13 protein-coding genes and 2 pseudogenes are annotated in these 16,429 nt (G+C 40.9%); 10 read left to right on the plus strand and 5 right to left on the minus strand.

The annotated features are described in order from the left end of the window. Positions 1-182, plus strand: a pseudogene (locus Q0X72_RS09055) (hypothetical protein); the annotation flags it as partial. A gap of 169 nt (positions 183-351) precedes the next feature. On the opposite strand, the gene Q0X72_RS09060 reads toward Q0X72_RS09055, so the two are convergent. Beyond that, the gene (locus Q0X72_RS09060; RefSeq protein WP_297764329.1) at positions 352-915 is read right to left on the minus strand and encodes a hypothetical protein; all 564 of its coding nucleotides are present in this window, start codon (positions 913-915) and stop codon (positions 352-354) included. A 190-nt stretch (positions 916-1,105) separates the two neighbouring features. Here Q0X72_RS09060 and galK point away from each other — a divergent pair, with 190 nt between their 5' ends. From galK to Q0X72_RS09090, 6 genes are all read left to right on the plus strand, one after another. Next, positions 1,106-2,272 (plus strand): galactokinase, encoded by a 1,167-nt coding sequence (gene galK, locus Q0X72_RS09065; protein WP_297764331.1) that lies wholly within the window; start codon positions 1,106-1,108, stop codon positions 2,270-2,272. Between the two features lie 305 nt (positions 2,273-2,577). After that, entirely contained in the window at positions 2,578-3,879 is a 1,302-nt protein-coding gene (locus tag Q0X72_RS09070; RefSeq protein WP_297764333.1) for a TolC family protein, read from the plus strand. A 46-nt stretch (positions 3,880-3,925) separates the two neighbouring features. Next, positions 3,926-5,002, plus strand: a complete 1,077-nt coding sequence (locus Q0X72_RS09075; protein ID WP_297764335.1) for an efflux RND transporter periplasmic adaptor subunit — start codon at positions 3,926-3,928, stop codon at positions 5,000-5,002. A 135-nt stretch (positions 5,003-5,137) separates the two neighbouring features. Continuing rightward, positions 5,138-8,368 (plus strand): efflux RND transporter permease subunit, encoded by a 3,231-nt coding sequence (locus tag Q0X72_RS09080; RefSeq protein ID WP_297764337.1) that lies wholly within the window; start codon positions 5,138-5,140, stop codon positions 8,366-8,368. 40 nt (positions 8,369-8,408) lie between these two features. Then, complete coding sequence (locus tag Q0X72_RS09085) at positions 8,409-8,714, plus strand: hypothetical protein (RefSeq protein ID WP_297764340.1); 306 nt, start codon at positions 8,409-8,411, stop codon at positions 8,712-8,714. 10 nt (positions 8,715-8,724) lie between these two features. After that, positions 8,725-8,910, plus strand: a complete 186-nt coding sequence (locus Q0X72_RS09090) for a DUF2892 domain-containing protein (RefSeq protein WP_297764342.1) — start codon at positions 8,725-8,727, stop codon at positions 8,908-8,910. A gap of 34 nt (positions 8,911-8,944) precedes the next feature. Here the strand turns inward: Q0X72_RS09090 and Q0X72_RS09095 are convergent, their stop codons facing one another. Further along, positions 8,945-10,222 carry an NAD(P)/FAD-dependent oxidoreductase gene (locus Q0X72_RS09095; protein ID WP_297764345.1) on the minus strand — a complete coding sequence of 426 codons (1,278 nt, stop codon included), beginning with the start codon at positions 10,220-10,222 and terminating at the stop codon, positions 8,945-8,947. Between the two features lie 247 nt (positions 10,223-10,469). On the opposite strand from Q0X72_RS09095, the pseudogene Q0X72_RS09100 reads away from it, so the two are divergent. The 3 genes and pseudogenes from Q0X72_RS09100 (at position 10,470) to Q0X72_RS09110 (ending at position 13,289) form a co-directional block, all read left to right on the plus strand. After that, positions 10,470-11,540 (plus strand): annotated as a pseudogene (locus Q0X72_RS09100) (NAD(P) transhydrogenase subunit alpha). A gap of 29 nt (positions 11,541-11,569) precedes the next feature. Next, positions 11,570-11,881: an NAD(P) transhydrogenase subunit alpha gene (locus tag Q0X72_RS09105; protein ID WP_297764348.1), complete on the plus strand. Its 312-nt coding sequence runs from the start codon at positions 11,570-11,572 to the stop codon at positions 11,879-11,881. 1 nt (position 11,882) lies between these two features. Further along, a complete protein-coding gene (locus Q0X72_RS09110; protein WP_297764349.1) occupies positions 11,883-13,289 on the plus strand; it encodes an NAD(P)(+) transhydrogenase (Re/Si-specific) subunit beta in 1,407 nt (468 codons plus the stop codon). Positions 13,290-13,313: 24 nt separating this feature from the next. Here Q0X72_RS09110 and Q0X72_RS09115 read toward each other — a convergent pair whose 3' ends face one another. The 3 genes from Q0X72_RS09115 to Q0X72_RS09125 form a co-directional block, all read right to left on the minus strand. Next, positions 13,314-14,840 (minus strand): carbon-nitrogen hydrolase family protein, encoded by a 1,527-nt coding sequence (locus Q0X72_RS09115; protein ID WP_297764350.1) that lies wholly within the window; start codon positions 14,838-14,840, stop codon positions 13,314-13,316. A 57-nt stretch (positions 14,841-14,897) separates the two neighbouring features. Beyond that, entirely contained in the window at positions 14,898-15,956 is a 1,059-nt protein-coding gene (locus Q0X72_RS09120; protein WP_297764352.1) for a mandelate racemase/muconate lactonizing enzyme family protein, read from the minus strand. After that, positions 15,956-16,429: creatininase family protein (locus Q0X72_RS09125; protein ID WP_297764353.1), on the minus strand; the 474-nt coding region annotated here is incomplete at its 5' end. The genes Q0X72_RS09120 and Q0X72_RS09125, both read right to left, overlap by 1 nt.

A 16,429-nucleotide genomic window follows, 5' to 3' on the forward strand; every position in this document is an offset into this window, starting at 1 on the left:
TTGTTGACCTTTTTGCCGAAGGTAATTCAGCCCTGGAGATTGGTTCCTGGACCGAATTTAATGCAGAAGGCGTTGAGACAGAGAATGGCTATTATATGTCATATTTCGAAAAAAACGATGGGAAATACGAATGTGTGCGTGACATGAGCGTTACTACCATGCCTGCAAAGGATGGGATGTAATAGAGCAACGCTATAACTATTAACCAACTCTAGTAAGAATAATTAGAGGCTGCTGATTTCTTCTAGTGAAGTGTAGTTAACAACCGAAAGCTTGTTTTTGAAGATCGAATATAATTTCAAATAAAAAAGGCACCCAATCGGGTGCCTTTTCATTTATGTTCAGATAATTCTAACTTCCTAAACTACCAGCCAATTTCCCTGTAAAGGTCTTGGATCTCTTAAAGAGGTTTAGGATTGGTCTAAAATAACTGCCAAGTGTAAAAGGCGTAAAATCGAATCGCAATACTACCTCCCTATTCTTATCACCAGAAATCCGAAGTCCGTTTTTAATTTCAAAATCAAGATATTTTACGTCTGTAATGGTCTCACTACGTCCGTCCTTGTATGATAAACGATTCCCGTTTTTCCCCAGATAGAATCGGAAGGTGGTGTAACCTCCCTCCTCTAGTTCGAGCATACTCTTTATTTTAATAAAAAATTCGGTGTGCATCCCCTTAGGATTCAATTCGGCCTGTTTAGGAAATTCCTTTATAAAATGCTCATTTCCATGTATGTCAAAGGCCGAGAACTTGCTAATAGAAAGAAACATTTCAGCAACCCCCAGTTGTGTTGCCTGGGTGTTCTTTAAAATTAATTCCTTAGCATTCATTTCATGTGCTTCCAAAATCTCCGTCCAATTATAGGCAAAGGGATTTGTATGAAACATTGTTGGATAATATGTGTATTTACTCATGATAGTCAATTTTAAATTTAACAAGACAAAATTCCGACAATTGCGGATCCCAAAAAACAAGGATATTTTCCAGTTTCTATGCTATTTTACCCTTAGATACTGTTTTATATGTTAAAATAAGTTAATATCCATTATATGTAGGTTATTTATAACTCCTCTCAACAACTGCATCACTACTAATCCGGCTTTTTTGCGCATTTTTGATACCACAGTACAGCTACTCAAGCGTACCGTCAGGGATCATTTTCTGGAATACTTCCGGACCTCTCCTATTATGGTCTTCTCTCCGGGTCGAATCAATTTAATTGGGGAACATACAGATTACAATAAGGGATATGTGCTACCCGCGGCTATTGACATGGGCATAGTAATGGCCATCCAAAAGAGCATGGAACCTCTTTGTACGGCCACGGCCATTGATATCTCAGAGACCTTCAGCTTTGAATTAGGTCAATTAAGTCCGATCCCCAAGGGAGGATGGCAAAACTATATTATGGGAGTAATAAGTGAAATTCAAAAAAAAGGTATAAAAACACCTCCCTTTAATGTGGTTTTTGGAGGCAGTATTCCACCGGGGGCCGGACTTTCATCATCAGCTGCTTTGGAAAACGCTCTTGTTTTCTCTTTGAACGAACTTTTTCAGCTGGGCTTCTCTAAAATGGAAATGATCTTAATTTCACAAGCTGCTGAGAACAATTTTGCAGGAGTACAATGTGGCATTATGGATCAATATGCCAGTATGTTTGGCCAAAAAGATGCTGCTCTTTTTCTTGATTGCAACAGCTTACAGTCTGAAGTGATCCCTATTCAAAATGATGAGTTTACGCTTCTTTTATTAGACACAAAGGTTAAACACAGCTTGGCAGATACAGCCTATAATGAGCGTCGTGACGTGTGTTATAAGGTTGCTCAACAACTGGGTCTTGCCTCACTGAGAGACCTTGATCTGCAGACCTTGCTTGAAAATAGTGGCCAATTCTCGGAAAACACCTTCCAAAAAGCCCTTTTTGTCCTGGAAGAGAACGCACGTGTACTAGATGCTGTCACTGCATTAAGAAATAATGATCTTAGGGCATTCGGAACACTATTATTTAAATCTCATACCGGCCTGCAACACCAATACAAGGTTAGTTGTGAAGAACTCGATTTTCTGGTGGATATGGCCAGAGATTCTGAAGATGTGTTGGGGGCAAGAATGATGGGTGGTGGTTTTGGGGGATGTACCTTAAACCTGGTTAAAAAAAATAAGGTCGATTCTTTTGTTAAGCTTGTGATTGAAAAGTATACTACTCGTTTTAACCATTCCATTGCTTCATACCAGGTTTCGCTGGCTGAAGGAACCAGGCTGATTCCTTAAATTGGGTTAATACGAATGCAAGTAATATTGATTAGCAGCGCCTTTTTTACCCATCAATCTCTTCAAAAAACTGTACCCTAAGATGTGATAAAGCGCATCCTAATCAGGATATTTAATCTCAGACATACCAGCAGTAATCACTACTATGTTAAAATCGGCCCATGGTCGCAAATCAAATATGTCCCTAGTAATCCTGTCAATCTACAAAATAGCGTATCATAGTAAACAAGTCTTTTTCTTCAGTAACATTGGTTACCATTTATAACGTTTTTCTATTCTAATTTTGTCTTAAATAAATAATTACTATGAAGAACAGACTAGCATGGCTTTTACTTCTTGCCTTTCAGTTTGGAATTGCCCAGGTTACGACGCTTATTACAAAAGAGGAAGTCATTGCCAAAGTAAAGGAAAGCAATTATACTCTTCAAATGGCCGAACAAGATGTCCTGGCTGCAAAGGGCGATTTCAACCAGACGAATGCCATTTTATTACCTAATATCAGCGTGTCTCATACCGGGATCGCCACCACCAATCCCCTTATGGCGTTTGGTTCAAAACTCAACCAGGAGATCCTGACTGCAGCCGATTTTAATCCAGATCTATTAAACAACCCCAATCAAATAGAAGATTTTGCGACCAGAGTTGAGATACAGCAACCTCTTGTGAACTTCGATGGGATCTTTCAACGCAAGGCAGCCAGAGCCAAATGGACCGCCACTGAATTACAATCTGAACGTACTCAAGAATTAATAGCCCTGGAAATTGAAAAGGCGTATATGCAGCTACAGCTGGCATACAAGACAGTTGACGTTTTAAAGAAAGCCAAAGAAACAGCCCTGGAAAACAAACGTATCGCGGATAATAGTTTTACACAGGGGTATCTCCAAAAATCAGATGTGTTGGCTGTAGAAGTGCGAGTGACTGAAATTGATAATCAATTGCAGTATGCCAATAGTAATATTTTGAATAACAGTAACTATTTATCTGTTTTGATGAATGCCGACAGTGATCAAATATTAAAACCTTCTGATTCCTTGGCCATAATTAATCAAGCAATACCTACAGAAAATCTTTTGGAAAGCCGGAAAGACATCCTAGCATTAAATTCAGCTACAGAGGCATATCGACAAATGCACAAAGCAGATCAAATGGCCTTTCTTCCAAGATTAAATGCGTTTGGAACCTACGAGTTACATGACGATGAAGTTTTTCAGGGGAATGCCAACGGATATTTATTTGGCGCAGAACTGAAATGGAATCTATTTGAGGGTAGCAAACGTTTCGGAAAATCGCAAAGGAGCAAGGCAGAATACGACAAATCGAAATTAAAGCTAGCCCAATACAAATCAGAAAGTCAATTAGAACTCAACAAGGCCAAAAGAAGTTTAGAAGATGCGCAAAACAAACTGAGCTTAACAAAACTTGCCTTGTTACAATCCGAAGAATCATTGCGCATCCGTACGAATCGTTTCGGACAAGGTTTAGAAAAGACAACCGATTTGTTATTGGCTGAAACACAATATTCCCAAAAACAACTGGAGTACTATAACACAATTTTTCAACACAATTACGCACTGGCGTATGTACAGTTTTTGACAAAAGAATAAACACAGATCAACCCATTTATAATAAGAGGACTCAAGACAAAAAAACATGAAACACAACAACTATATAATCGGACTTCTCGCACTAACTTTTTTGGCAATTGGTTGTGGTAGCGAAGACAAAAAGAAGGTAGCTGATAATTCTCCCGCTGTGCAGGTGAGGGTAAGTTCAGTTTACGAAGACAGCAACAATCCATTTTTAACGGTGAGTGGCAAAGTGGAAGCTGCCAAAAGTGCCAACATCAGCACCCGAATGATGGGATATGTAGACAAAATTTATGTTCAGGTAGGTGATAAAGTTCGTAATGGACAGCTTTTGCTAAGTGTAAATAATGTAGATGTTTCTGCAAAATTAGCCCAGGTAAATGCGGGAATAACGGAAGCAGAAGCGGCTTTCAACAACGCCGAAAAAGATTATAACCGCTATACAGCTTTGTTTCAAGATAACAGTGCCTCGCGAAAAGAGTTAGATGATATGACCGCCCAGTTCAAAATGTCCAAGGCCCGTTTGGAAGCAGCCAGGCAAATGAAAAACGAAGTAAATGCGCAATTATCCTATGCCAATATACGCGCACCTTTTAGCGGTGTTGTAACCAACAAGTTCATAAATACAGGAGATATGGCAAACCCGGGTATGCCATTATTAGAAGTAGAATCACCGGGTGCATACCAGATATTGGCGATGGTGCCAGAATCAGAAATTCTGGCTATTCAGAAGGACACCGAAGTAGATGTGCAATTAAAATCGTTAGGTAAATTAATTAGTGGAAAAATTACTGAGGTCAGCACCTCGGCTAAGAACACAGGAGGTCAGTATATGGTAAAAGTACTCTTGGATGCCTCAGATGCCAATATTTTATCAGGTATGTATGCCACAGTTCAATTCCCTATGGTCGAAGATTCATCAAAAGCTATCATGATCCCAAAGGATGCAATAGTTCACAAGGGACAATTAACCGGAATTTATACGATTAGTCAGAATAACACGGCAATGCTTCGATGGCTACGGCTGGGTAGGGCTATAGGAGATAAAGTGGAAGTACTTTCTGGGCTTTCTACTGATGAAGAATACATTGTTTCAGCAGAAGGAAAGTTATACAACGGGGTTAAAATCTCAATTCAATAAACAGAACAGGAGTTAGACCTGCCGACGAGGCAAAACGTCCATAGGACAATCAATTGGGTAGGATGTAATGCTATTTCGCTACAGTTCAACATTAAAAATAAAAAGCAGGTTCAATTACCAAAAACATAAAGATAAATGAAAGAAGGTTTAGCAGGAAAGATCGCCAAAATGTTCATAGGCAGCAAATTAACGGTGCTTTTGATGATCGTATTTATGGTTATTGGAGTATATAGCTCGTTTTTAATTCCGCGTGAAGAAGAACCACAGATAGACGTACCAATGGCCGATATTTTTGTAAGCTATCCTGGTGCAAGTCCAACCGAGGTGGAAAGTCGGGTAGCAAAACCCTTGGAAAAACTGATCTCTAACATCAAGGGGGTTGAATATGTATACTCAACTTCAATGAAGGAACAAGGAATGGTTATTGTTCAATTTTATGTGGGTGAGGATATTGAGCGCTCGTTTGTGAAGCTATACAACGAGATTAATAAGCACATGGATATTATGCCGCAAGGGGTAACCTTCCCACTTGTGAAGACCCGTGCCATTGACGATGTACCTATGCTGGGGCTAACCCTTTGGAGTGAGAATTACGATGATTATCGCTTAAAACAGATTGCACAGGAACTGACAGGCGAGATTGAAAAAATAAACGATGTCTCAGCCACCCAAAAAATAGGTGGTCGCAACCGGCAGTTACGCGTGGTATTAGACAAAGATAAAATGGCTGCCAGCGGACTCGATTTTCTATCTGTTGCTGAGATGATCAAAGTAAATAATCAGCAACTGAGCGGCGGTAGTTTTGACAAGAACGATACGGAATTTCTGGTCACTACCGGTAAATTTTTGGAGACCGTATCCGATGTGGAGAACCTGGTTGTTGGCGTTCAGCAAAACCGCCCAATTTACATGAAACAGATTGCTAGCATTAAAGATGGTCCTGAGATACCCAAAAATTATGTGTCACATGGGTTTGGACAGGCCAGTGATAAGGCGGAAGCTTTTAGATCCGAATACCCGGCGGTTACGATTTCCGTTGCCAAACGAAAAGGAGCAGATGCGATGAAGATATCGAACATCATTTTGGACAAGGTGGACCATCTCAGAAAGAATTTGATACCAAATGATGTGTATGTAGAAGTATCCCGAAATTATGGAGAAACTGCCTCGCAAAAGGTATCCGAGCTGCTTATGCACTTAATGGGAGCCATCATTGCTGTTACTTTTGTAGTGATGTTGGCCATGGGCTGGCGTGGTGGTTTGGTGGTATTCTTGTCTGTCCCAATCACCTTCGCACTCACCTTGTTGAGCTATTATATACTAGATTATACCCTAAACCGAATCACACTTTTTGCATTGGTATTTGTTACGGGTATTGTAGTGGACGACTCCATTATCATCGCAGAGAACATGCACCGGCATTTTAAGATGAAACGATTGCCATTTAAACAGGCAGCTCTCTACGCCATTAACGAAGTAGGAAACCCAACAATATTGGCCACTTTTACGGTGATAGCCTCGGTTTTACCAATGGCCTTTGTCTCTGGTTTGATGGGGCCATATATGTCACCTATGCCCATAGGAGCATCAATTGCCATGTTGCTTTCACTCTTTGTAGCCTTGACCATTACACCCTATCTGGGGTATATATTTCTTAGGCAAAAAGAGAAATCTTCTCCCACGGCAGCCAAAAAAGCTGAAAAAACACTGGAGGAGACCTTTATATATAGAATGTACGCCAAGTTTGAACAACCATTGATAGAGAATAAAAAATATCGATGGGTGTTCCTGGGAATAACCTTCTTGCTACTCCTGGGTTCGGTGGTAATGTTCTTTACAAAATCTGTAGCTGTTAAAATGTTACCATTTGACAACAAGAATGAGTTTCAGGTGGTCATTGATATGCCAGAAGGCACTACCCTGGAGCGCACAGCTGTGGTTACTCAGGAAGTTGCCCAATACCTTCGTACAAGACCGGAGGTAGTCAACTACCAAAGTTATGTGGGTACTTCGGCACCCATAACCTTCAATGGTTTGGTACGGCACTACGATTTACGGGGTGGAAGCAATATGGCAGATATTCAGGTCAATTTAATTGACAAAGGGGAACGAAGTATCCAAAGTCATGGTATCGCAAGTAGTTATCGCCCGGAAATACAACAGATTGGAGCGAAGTACAATGCCAACATCAAAATAGTTGAAGTGCCGCCAGGACCTCCCGTTCTTTCAACTATTGTAGGGGAGATCTATGGCCCTGACTATGACATGCAAATTGATATAGCAAATCAGGTACAGGGTATTCTTAAAAATACTGATGATGTGGTGGACGTTGATTGGATGGTAGAGGATGATCAGCAAGAATACCAATTTATAATTGATAAAGAAAAGGCGATGTTATACGGGGTAACACCTCAACAAATTGCGTATACCATAAATATGGCTCTTTCCGAACGTTCGGTTACGAATTTATATGATGAGGATGCCGCAAACCAGGTAGGGTTGGTATTGGCCTTAGATGAAAAGGAAAAATCGACCCTTAGTGATATCGCTCAATTGAAAGTAAGATCGAACCAGGGAAATATGTTTACCATTGGCGATTTGACATCCATTGAGGAAGTTACAAGTGCAAAGAGTATTTACAGAAAGAATCAAAAAAGAGTGGTCTATGTGATGGCTGATATGGCGGGAAAATTAGAAAGCCCTGTTTATGCTATTTTGGGCATGACCGATAAGTTGAAGGGTTTGAATTTACCTGAAGGCTATGATGTTGAGGAACTCTATATAAAACAACCAGATTTTGAAGATGATTATACCGTGAAATGGGATGGCGAATGGCAGATTACCTTAGAGGTTTTCCGCGATCTTGGTATAGCCTTCCTGGGCGTTATCGCTATTATTTATATTCTAATAGTAGGCTGGTTCCAAAATTTTAAGGCACCTATAGTTATGATGGTTGCAATACCTCTCTCCCTGGTGGGCATTGTTTTAGGGCATTGGCTGATGGGGGCATTTTTCACAGCTACTTCCTTTATCGGAATGATCGCATTAGCTGGTATTATGGTGCGAAACTCCGTACTGTTGATCGACTTTGTTAACCTTCGGCTGGCGGAAGGAATACCCATAAAACAAGCTGTTATAGAGGCCGGTGCCGTAAGGACCACCCCCATTTTATTAACTGCAGGCACCGTAGTAATTGGGGCGTTCGTTATTCTTTTTGATCCAATTTTTCAAGGTTTGGCAATTTCATTGATGGGCGGGACCATTGTCTCTACGGTACTTACATTGCTGGTAGTCCCTCTGGTATACTATATGATTGAGCGCAAAAATTATCCGGAGGCTGGGGTTGAAGTAAAAAAGATAAAATGAGACACTAATAACTAGTCTGTCTACTTAAAAAATTGAAGAAATGAAACTATTAATTGTTACGGTCGTTGAAGAATTTGAAAGTGAAATTTTACGACTGTTTAAAAAAGCTAATATTGAAAGTTTTAGTGAAGGACATATTGATGGGTATAAAAATACCACATCCATGGTGCGAACGGCAAGTTGGTTTCCCAGTGAAAAAGGTGGGATAGAATCCAGTTTATTTTTCTCCTTTACGCAGGAGACAAATATTGATCTGCTTTTTAAACTTATTGAAGAGTTCAATCAAAACCTAGAGACCAACAATCCAATAAAAGCGGTTGTAGTTCCTATAGAAAGATCCATTTAAATAAAATATCATGAAAAACAGAATAGTACGGGCCGTTGCCGGCTCCTTTATACTTATCAGCCTCTTATTGGCCATTTACCACAATATACATTGGCTATGGTTTACGGCTTTTGTAGGTGTCAACCTCTTACAATCCTCCATTACAAAGTGGTGTTTGATGGATGATATTCTTAATAAAATGGGGATAAAGGATTAACTACTATAATTTACTTGCTAAAATAATATGAGTTTTAATCCAGGGGTTTATTTTCTCTTCTATAAGGTCTGATAATAAGTCCTAAAGGGCGATCATAGGTAAAATAATTTACCATCCAATCAAAGAAGGCAACGATCTTATTCCTGAAACCTACCAGCGACATGATATGGACAAACATCCATACCAACCAGGCAAAAGTTCCCTGAAATTTCCACACTTTGAGGTCTACAACGGCTTTTCTCCTCCCAATAGTGGCCATGACCCCCTTGTCTGAATAGTCAAAAGCTTTCATTGGTCTATCTTTTGTTAATTGGATTATATTCTTCGCCAAAAGCTTACCATGTTGTTGTGCTACCGGCGCAAGCATGGGTAATCCTTTTGGTTCTTCGGGAGTTACATGAGCGGCCACATCACCAATAGCAAAAATTCTTTCGGCTGCTATCACCTGATTATATTCATTGACCGCTATTCTATTACCTCCAATAATAGCAGATTGTGGTAATCCCTTAATAGGTGCCCCTTTTACACCTGCCGTCCAAATAACCGTATCTGTCCTAAAAGAGGTATTATCCTCTAAGGCAATTTTAGAACCATCATATGATTGAACCCGTGCATTTAGAAATACATTGATCCCTAATTGCTGTAAATAAACCAGAGATTTGGCCGAAGCTTCTTCGGACATGGCCGCAAGCAATTTGGGCGAAGCCTCATACAGATTTATACTCATTTTGGAAAGATCTAACTCAGGAAAATCCTTGGGTAACACATAGCGTTTCATCTCGGCTAAGGCCCCTGCAAGTTCAATCCCGGCAGGTCCACCCCCTACTATGGCGATATTCATGATCTCTTCCAGGGGTTCATCCCCTGTATTGGTCAGCGCTTTCTCAAGATTTTGAAAAATAAAACTCCTTAAATTAAGGGCCTCAGGAATAGATTTTAAGGTTAGCAATTGATCCTTAACAGGCTCGAAATTGAAAAAGTTGTTTTGACTTCCCGTGGCGATCACCAGATAATCATACCGTATCTCTCCAATACTTGTTAGCAGTTTATTCTCCGTCGGCACAACTTCCTGAACTTCCGCCATACGGAATGTAACATTCTTGTTACGGCGGAAGATCCTCCTTACCGGATACGCAATACTGCCGGGTTCTAATCCCCCGGTGGCAACCTGGTACATAAGGGGTTGAAAATTGTGGTAATTATGCTGATCGATCAACAATACCTCAATCGGTTTATTTCTAAGGGCTTTGGCTAGTTCTATACCGCCAAAACCGGCGCCAATGATTACAATTTTGGAAATCTCCTTTGCCATTTATTCCTTTCTTAAGACCAACAATTGAATCAACTAAAAGAATTATAATAGATCTTCAATCATCAATTGTTGTAACATAAAGTAAATATAATTTATAATAAGTCGTATGACTTAAAAGGCATAAGGCATATTCTCATATATTTCTTTGTAGAGTATTACATCTTTGACATACCAACACTTTTTCAAATTTGTTATTTTCCAAATTTTATACTTACATTGAGGCCTCTTAGATGTTATTTAACCATATATGATTATAGGAATACTCAAAGAACCACACGAGCAACGTGTTGCCCTTGTTCCAAGCACCCTCAAAAAGTTTAAAGTAACAAATACCGACTTCTGGATCGAGAAAGAAGCCGGGGAACTAGCCAGTTTCCCTGATTCAAAATACGAGAAATACGCCAGTATAAAAAGCAGGGATGCCGTCCTGAAAGAGGCTGATATTCTCGTTACTATCAATCCCATCCCAAAGGAGGATCTTAAACACATTAAAAAAGGGGCCCTTCTGGTAGCCATGTTTTCCCCTTTTGCTAACGAGGCCCTTATTGAACAAATCAAGAAACTAGAGTTGAAGGCGGTAAGTCTGGACCTAATCCCCAGAACTACTATCGCCCAAACTATGGATATCTTATCCTCCATGGCCTCTATATCGGGTTATAAAGCTGTTTTATTAGCTGCCAATGAATCTCCGAGTTTTTTTCCCATGATGATCACAGCGGCAGGTAGTATAAAACCCTGTAAAGTACTGGTATTAGGAGCAGGCGTTGCCGGATTACAGGCCATTGCCACAGCCAGAAGATTGGGAGCTATGGTGGAAGCCTTCGACGTGCGTGCGGCGGCTAAAGAGTAGGTGGAAAGCCTGGGGGCTAAATTCGTTGTAGTTCCGGGAGCCATCGATAAAAAAGATGCAGGAGGATATGCCGTTGAACAGACACCTGAGTTTTTAAACAAGCAACAAGAACAAGTAGCGCACCGGGCATCAAAATCGGACATAGTGATCACTACCGCCCAGATCATGGGTAAAAAAGCCCCAATACTTCTAACGGAAGAGACCGTAAGCAAAATGAAGACGGGTTCTATGGTCATAGATCTGGCAGCTTCAACCGGAGGAAATTGCGCTGTAACGGAAGATAATAAGACCATAATTTACAAAGGAGTGAAGATCGTTGGCAATAGCTATCTGGCTGCCGATATGCCAAAGGATGCCAGCTTTTTTTACAGCAATAATGTGGCCAACTATTTAAAACTTATCGTAAAAGAAGGTCAACTGCAGCTAGACCTAAGTAATGAGATCATAGCAAAAACCTTACTCACATAGCGAACTAAAAAAATGAAAAAGCAAACTATATGGAACAACTCTTTCTCTATCTGGAAAATAACCTGATCCTTATCTATCTTTTGATCTTCACCGTAATCCTGGGGTTTGAAGTGATCTCAAAAGTTCCAACCGTATTACATACCCCCTTAATGTCTGGCGCAAATGCCATTAGCGGGGTAGTGATCATAGGTGCTATTTTGCTTATTCGCAATGCAGCACCAACTGACTACTTCAGCCTTAGCCTTGGAGCTTTAGGTGTAGTGTTGGGAATGATCAATGTAGTGGGTGGTTTTGCAGTGACCAACCGAATGTTAAAGATGTTCTCCAAAAAGAAAAAATAAAATGCTCATTACCGCTATTAATTTAATCTATCTTCTAGGGGCCACCTCATTTGTTATTGGTTTAAAGCAGATGAGCTCCCCAGACACTGCTCGCAAAGGAAATGCTCTGGCAACCTTTGGGATGGTCGTCGCAATTTTGGCAACCTTGTTTATCCCAATTACAGATGCTCCCAACAATTATCTCTGGATCTTCGGAGCCATGATGGTGGGAGGTATTATTGGTTATATCAGTGCCATAAAAATTGAAATGACAGCAATGCCCCAAATGGTCTCTGTATTCAATGGGCTGGGTGGTGCCTGTGCGGCTGTACTGGCATCTACTGAATTGACACAATATGCAAATGGGGCTACCATTCTGAGTAAAGGACAATTACTAATTTTATTGATAACACTGCTGATTGGAGCCATTGCCTTTACCGGGAGTATGTTGGCCTATGCCAAATTACAGGGACTCGTAAAGGATAGTCAGGTAACCTTTCCCAAACACAACATTGTAAACCTTATTTTACTGGGAGCCTTGTTAGCCATGAGTGCGTATGTTTACCTCAACATGGCCGATCCCACACTATGGTATATCGTATTGGTGATGGTACTTGCTCTACTCTATGGATTCTCCTTTGTCGCTCCCATTGGGGGAGCAGACATGCCGGTAGTTATCTCCCTGCTCAATGCCTTTACGGGACTTTCAGCAGCTGCGGCCGGACTTATCTATGAAAATAAGATTATGTTAGTGGGTGGCATATTGGTGGGTTCTGCAGGGATCATCCTTACCGTTTTAATGTGCAAAGCCATGAACCGTTCACTCCTCAATGTATTAATAGGTGGATTTGGGGAAAACAATCAAACAGCCACCGATAATGGAGATAAACAGTTAGCCAAAGAAATAACCTATACGGATCTGGCCATACAGCTCTACTATTCTAAAAGTGTAATCATTGTTCCCGGTTACGGTTTAGCGGTTGCACAGGCTCAAAAAGTTGTAAAAAGGCTAGACAACCTCCTTTCAGCCAACGGTGTAGATGTGAAATACGCCATCCATCCCGTTGCAGGTCGTATGCCCGGACATATGAATGTACTGCTGGCCGAAGCAGACGTCCCATATCCCAAATTACTCGATATGGAAGACGCTAACGAGGAAATGCCAAATACGGATATGGTCCTGGTGATCGGTGCCAATGATGTGGTGAACCCTGCGGCCTATGATGACCCCGCAAGTCCTGTCTATGGAATGCCGGTAATCAATGTGTGGGAAGCTAAGAATGTAGTGGTCATGAAACGGAGTATGAGTCCCGGATATGCCGGTATTCAAAACCAATTGTTCTTTCACCACAAGACCAAAATGCTCTTTGGTGATGCAAAAAGCACCTTAGAACAACTCAATGATGAGGTAAAAATACTGGATACCTAAACTACGAAGATTCAGTTTCCACAATTACTGTTTCGTTCGCTTAAGATCAAAAATATCTTTTCTACGATCTCGCAGGTTTCTTACTGCGCCAAACTGATTCAGTTCACGCAAAAGATCAATATCTACATCCGCTATCAGGATCATTTCGGTGTTTGGAGTGGCTTCTGCTTTGATCCCATTGGTAGGAAAAGAAAAATCACAAGGTGTAAATACCATAGATTGAGCAAATTGTATGTCCATATTATGCACATTGGGTAAATTCCCTACGCTACCGGCTATGGCCACATAGCATTCATTCTCTATAGCCCTTGCCTGGGCACAATGTCTTACACGCGAATAACCGTTTTGTGTATCCGTCAGGAAAGGAATGAACAAGATATCCATACCTTCATCGGCCAGTATTCTGCTTAATTCCGGAAATTCTGAATCGTAACAGATCAATACTCCGATCTTTCCGCAATCGGTATCAAAGGTCCTTAATTCTTTGCCTCCCTGCATACCCCAAACCTTTGCCTCATCCGGAGTAACATGTAATTTTTCATAGCGTTCCATACTGCCATCTCGCCTACATAGATAGCCTGCATTTACCAATTTGCCATCCTTCATTTCCGGCATGCTTCCGGTGATAATGTTAATGTTATAGGAAATGGAAAATTCGGAGAATCTCTTTACAATTTCTTCTGTATGCTTGGCGAGTTCACGTATTGCCTCGGATTCTGGCATATGGTTATTATCTGCCATTAAAGGCGCATTGAAGAATTCCGGGAATAGTGCAAAGTCTGATCGATAGCCCGCAACGGCATCGATGAAGTATTCTGCATGCTGCAACAATTCATCCAGATCTTTATAAGGTCTCATTTGCCATTGAATAAGGCCCAGCCTGATAACCTTTTTCCTGTTAGCAGCCTTTTTATTGGGTTTCTCATAATAGATATTATCCCATTCCATAAGGACGGCAAATTCATTGGAAGCTTCATCGCCCTCCAGGTAGCCTTTTATAACCTTAGCAGGGTGAAAATCATTTGAGATCTGAAAGTTCAAAACAGGATCCTGAATTTCCTTCCTTCGTACTTTCTGGATGTATTCCTTGGGTGATAAAGTATCTGAATGTAAATGATAATTAGGTATACGCCCTCCAAAGGCTACTCCTTTTAAGTTTAGGCGTTCACAAAGATCTTTCCGATAGTCATATAAGCGTCTCCCCAGGCGTAATCCACGAAATTCGGGCTTAATGAATACGTCTATGCCGTAAAGCATATCCCCTTCCATAGTATGCGTACTAAATGTATAATTCCCGGTTATATCTTTATAGGTGTGACTACCATCAAACTCGGTGTAATCCACTATTATAGATAAGGCACATCCAGCCAATTCACCATTGATCTTAATCACAGCCTGCCCTTCAGGGAACAGGTCTATCAGTTTTTGAATATGGTGTTCTTTCCAATACGCATTGGCCATTGTGGAATATGCCTCTATCATGGCTTCTTTTAATTCCTGATAATCATCAATGTTGAGATATGACAATTCTATATTATCTATTTCGATCATTTTTTTATTTAATTAGCTGATATACGTTATTATTTGCTCACAGGATCTTTCCAAATTTTACTCAGAGTGTCCTAGTCCGTATGCTTCAGATGGATATAAAATACCTTTTTCGAGACGAAAAAGCCCGGTAAAGGGGTCATTCTCAAGATCCAGATGACCATCCAGATCGGCAAAATGTATATTGGGTCTGGACAAGGCGAAATGGAGCCCGGCAGAGATCCCCAGGGCCGATTCATCCAGGCAGCCTACCATGGCCTCTAAACCGGCTGCCCTGGCAACCGAATTTATATGCATCCCTTCCAAAATACCGCCCACCTTCATCAACTTAATGTTTACCATATCGATCCAGTCATTACGGGCCAGATTAAAGGCATCGGCCAGGGTTTTCAAACTCTCATCTGCCATCACCGGCACCCCCACCCTATGTGTTACCTTGCCTAATTTTTTGCCGCGTTTCTTTCTGGTAGGCTGCTCAAAAATTTCAATTCCCACAGAGGCCGTGGCATTGACGAAGGCGATCGAATCTTTCACGGAATACCCCTGATTTCCATCAAATCTCAGCACAATATCAGGGAAACGCTCCCGCAACTGTATCATTTTGGCAATATCCTCCTCCAGCACTAATCCACCTTTTATTTTAAGAATAGAGAACCCTTGCAAAATGAATTCCTTTGCTTGTTCTAGGGTTTCATCCAAAGGCATGATGCCCACCGTGATACTGGTAGCTATACTGTCTCTGTATCCGCCGAGGAATTGATAAAGAGGTAAGTTGGCCTTTTTGGACACTAGGTCTAGCAACGCCATGTCTACCATGGCCAGCGCTGACGAGTCGTCTTTACAATGAATCTTCAGATCTTGCAACAGGCGTGCATAATGGAAAGGTGATGATCCCTTTAATAATGGGATGATGAAATTCCGTATGGCTACTTCAACCATTTCAGGGGTTTCTCCTGTCACTTCAAGGTCTGGGGCAGCACAGCCATAACCCACCATCATGGTATTGGTCTCAATTTTCAGGATATAATTGCTTATTTCCGAAACCGTTTCATAGGCTATGGTATAAGGGATAGATAATTGCAGATCTATTCTTTCGTAGGAAACCCGGGTTATTGTCATTAATAACTTTTTTGATACAGATCATCTAGTGGCGTATTCTTAATAGATTCTACCAGATGTACCATGTGATGTATCATCAGTTCCCACATTTTCTCTCCTTTTTCGGCAGTGGCTTTGGTAGGATCGCCCATGACCCCGCTTTCTGATATCTTATCGGTCCTTACATACCAATTTACACTTCGCACATCGTCAAAATCTAAAAATTTACTTCCAAATTTCAATGTTTCATTAACGGCCTTGTCCATTTGTACCATATCGGGACGAATAGCAAGCGAAGTACTGGTTTCAATTTCACCGGCATGGATGTCATTGGGTGTATCAATTAGATCGTAAAGATCTATATCACTGCTTTCACCGGTGTCTACACATACAAAAATATGCGCATCTCGGTTGATCATCTGTGCTGCATAGGTCAATGTTGGAGCATTATCTCCATGTCCATTGAGGATAATGATCTTTTTGACACCATTTTT

This window comes from uncultured Muriicola sp. (assembly GCF_947258935.1).
GTDB lineage: Bacteria > Bacteroidota > Bacteroidia > Flavobacteriales > Flavobacteriaceae > Muriicola.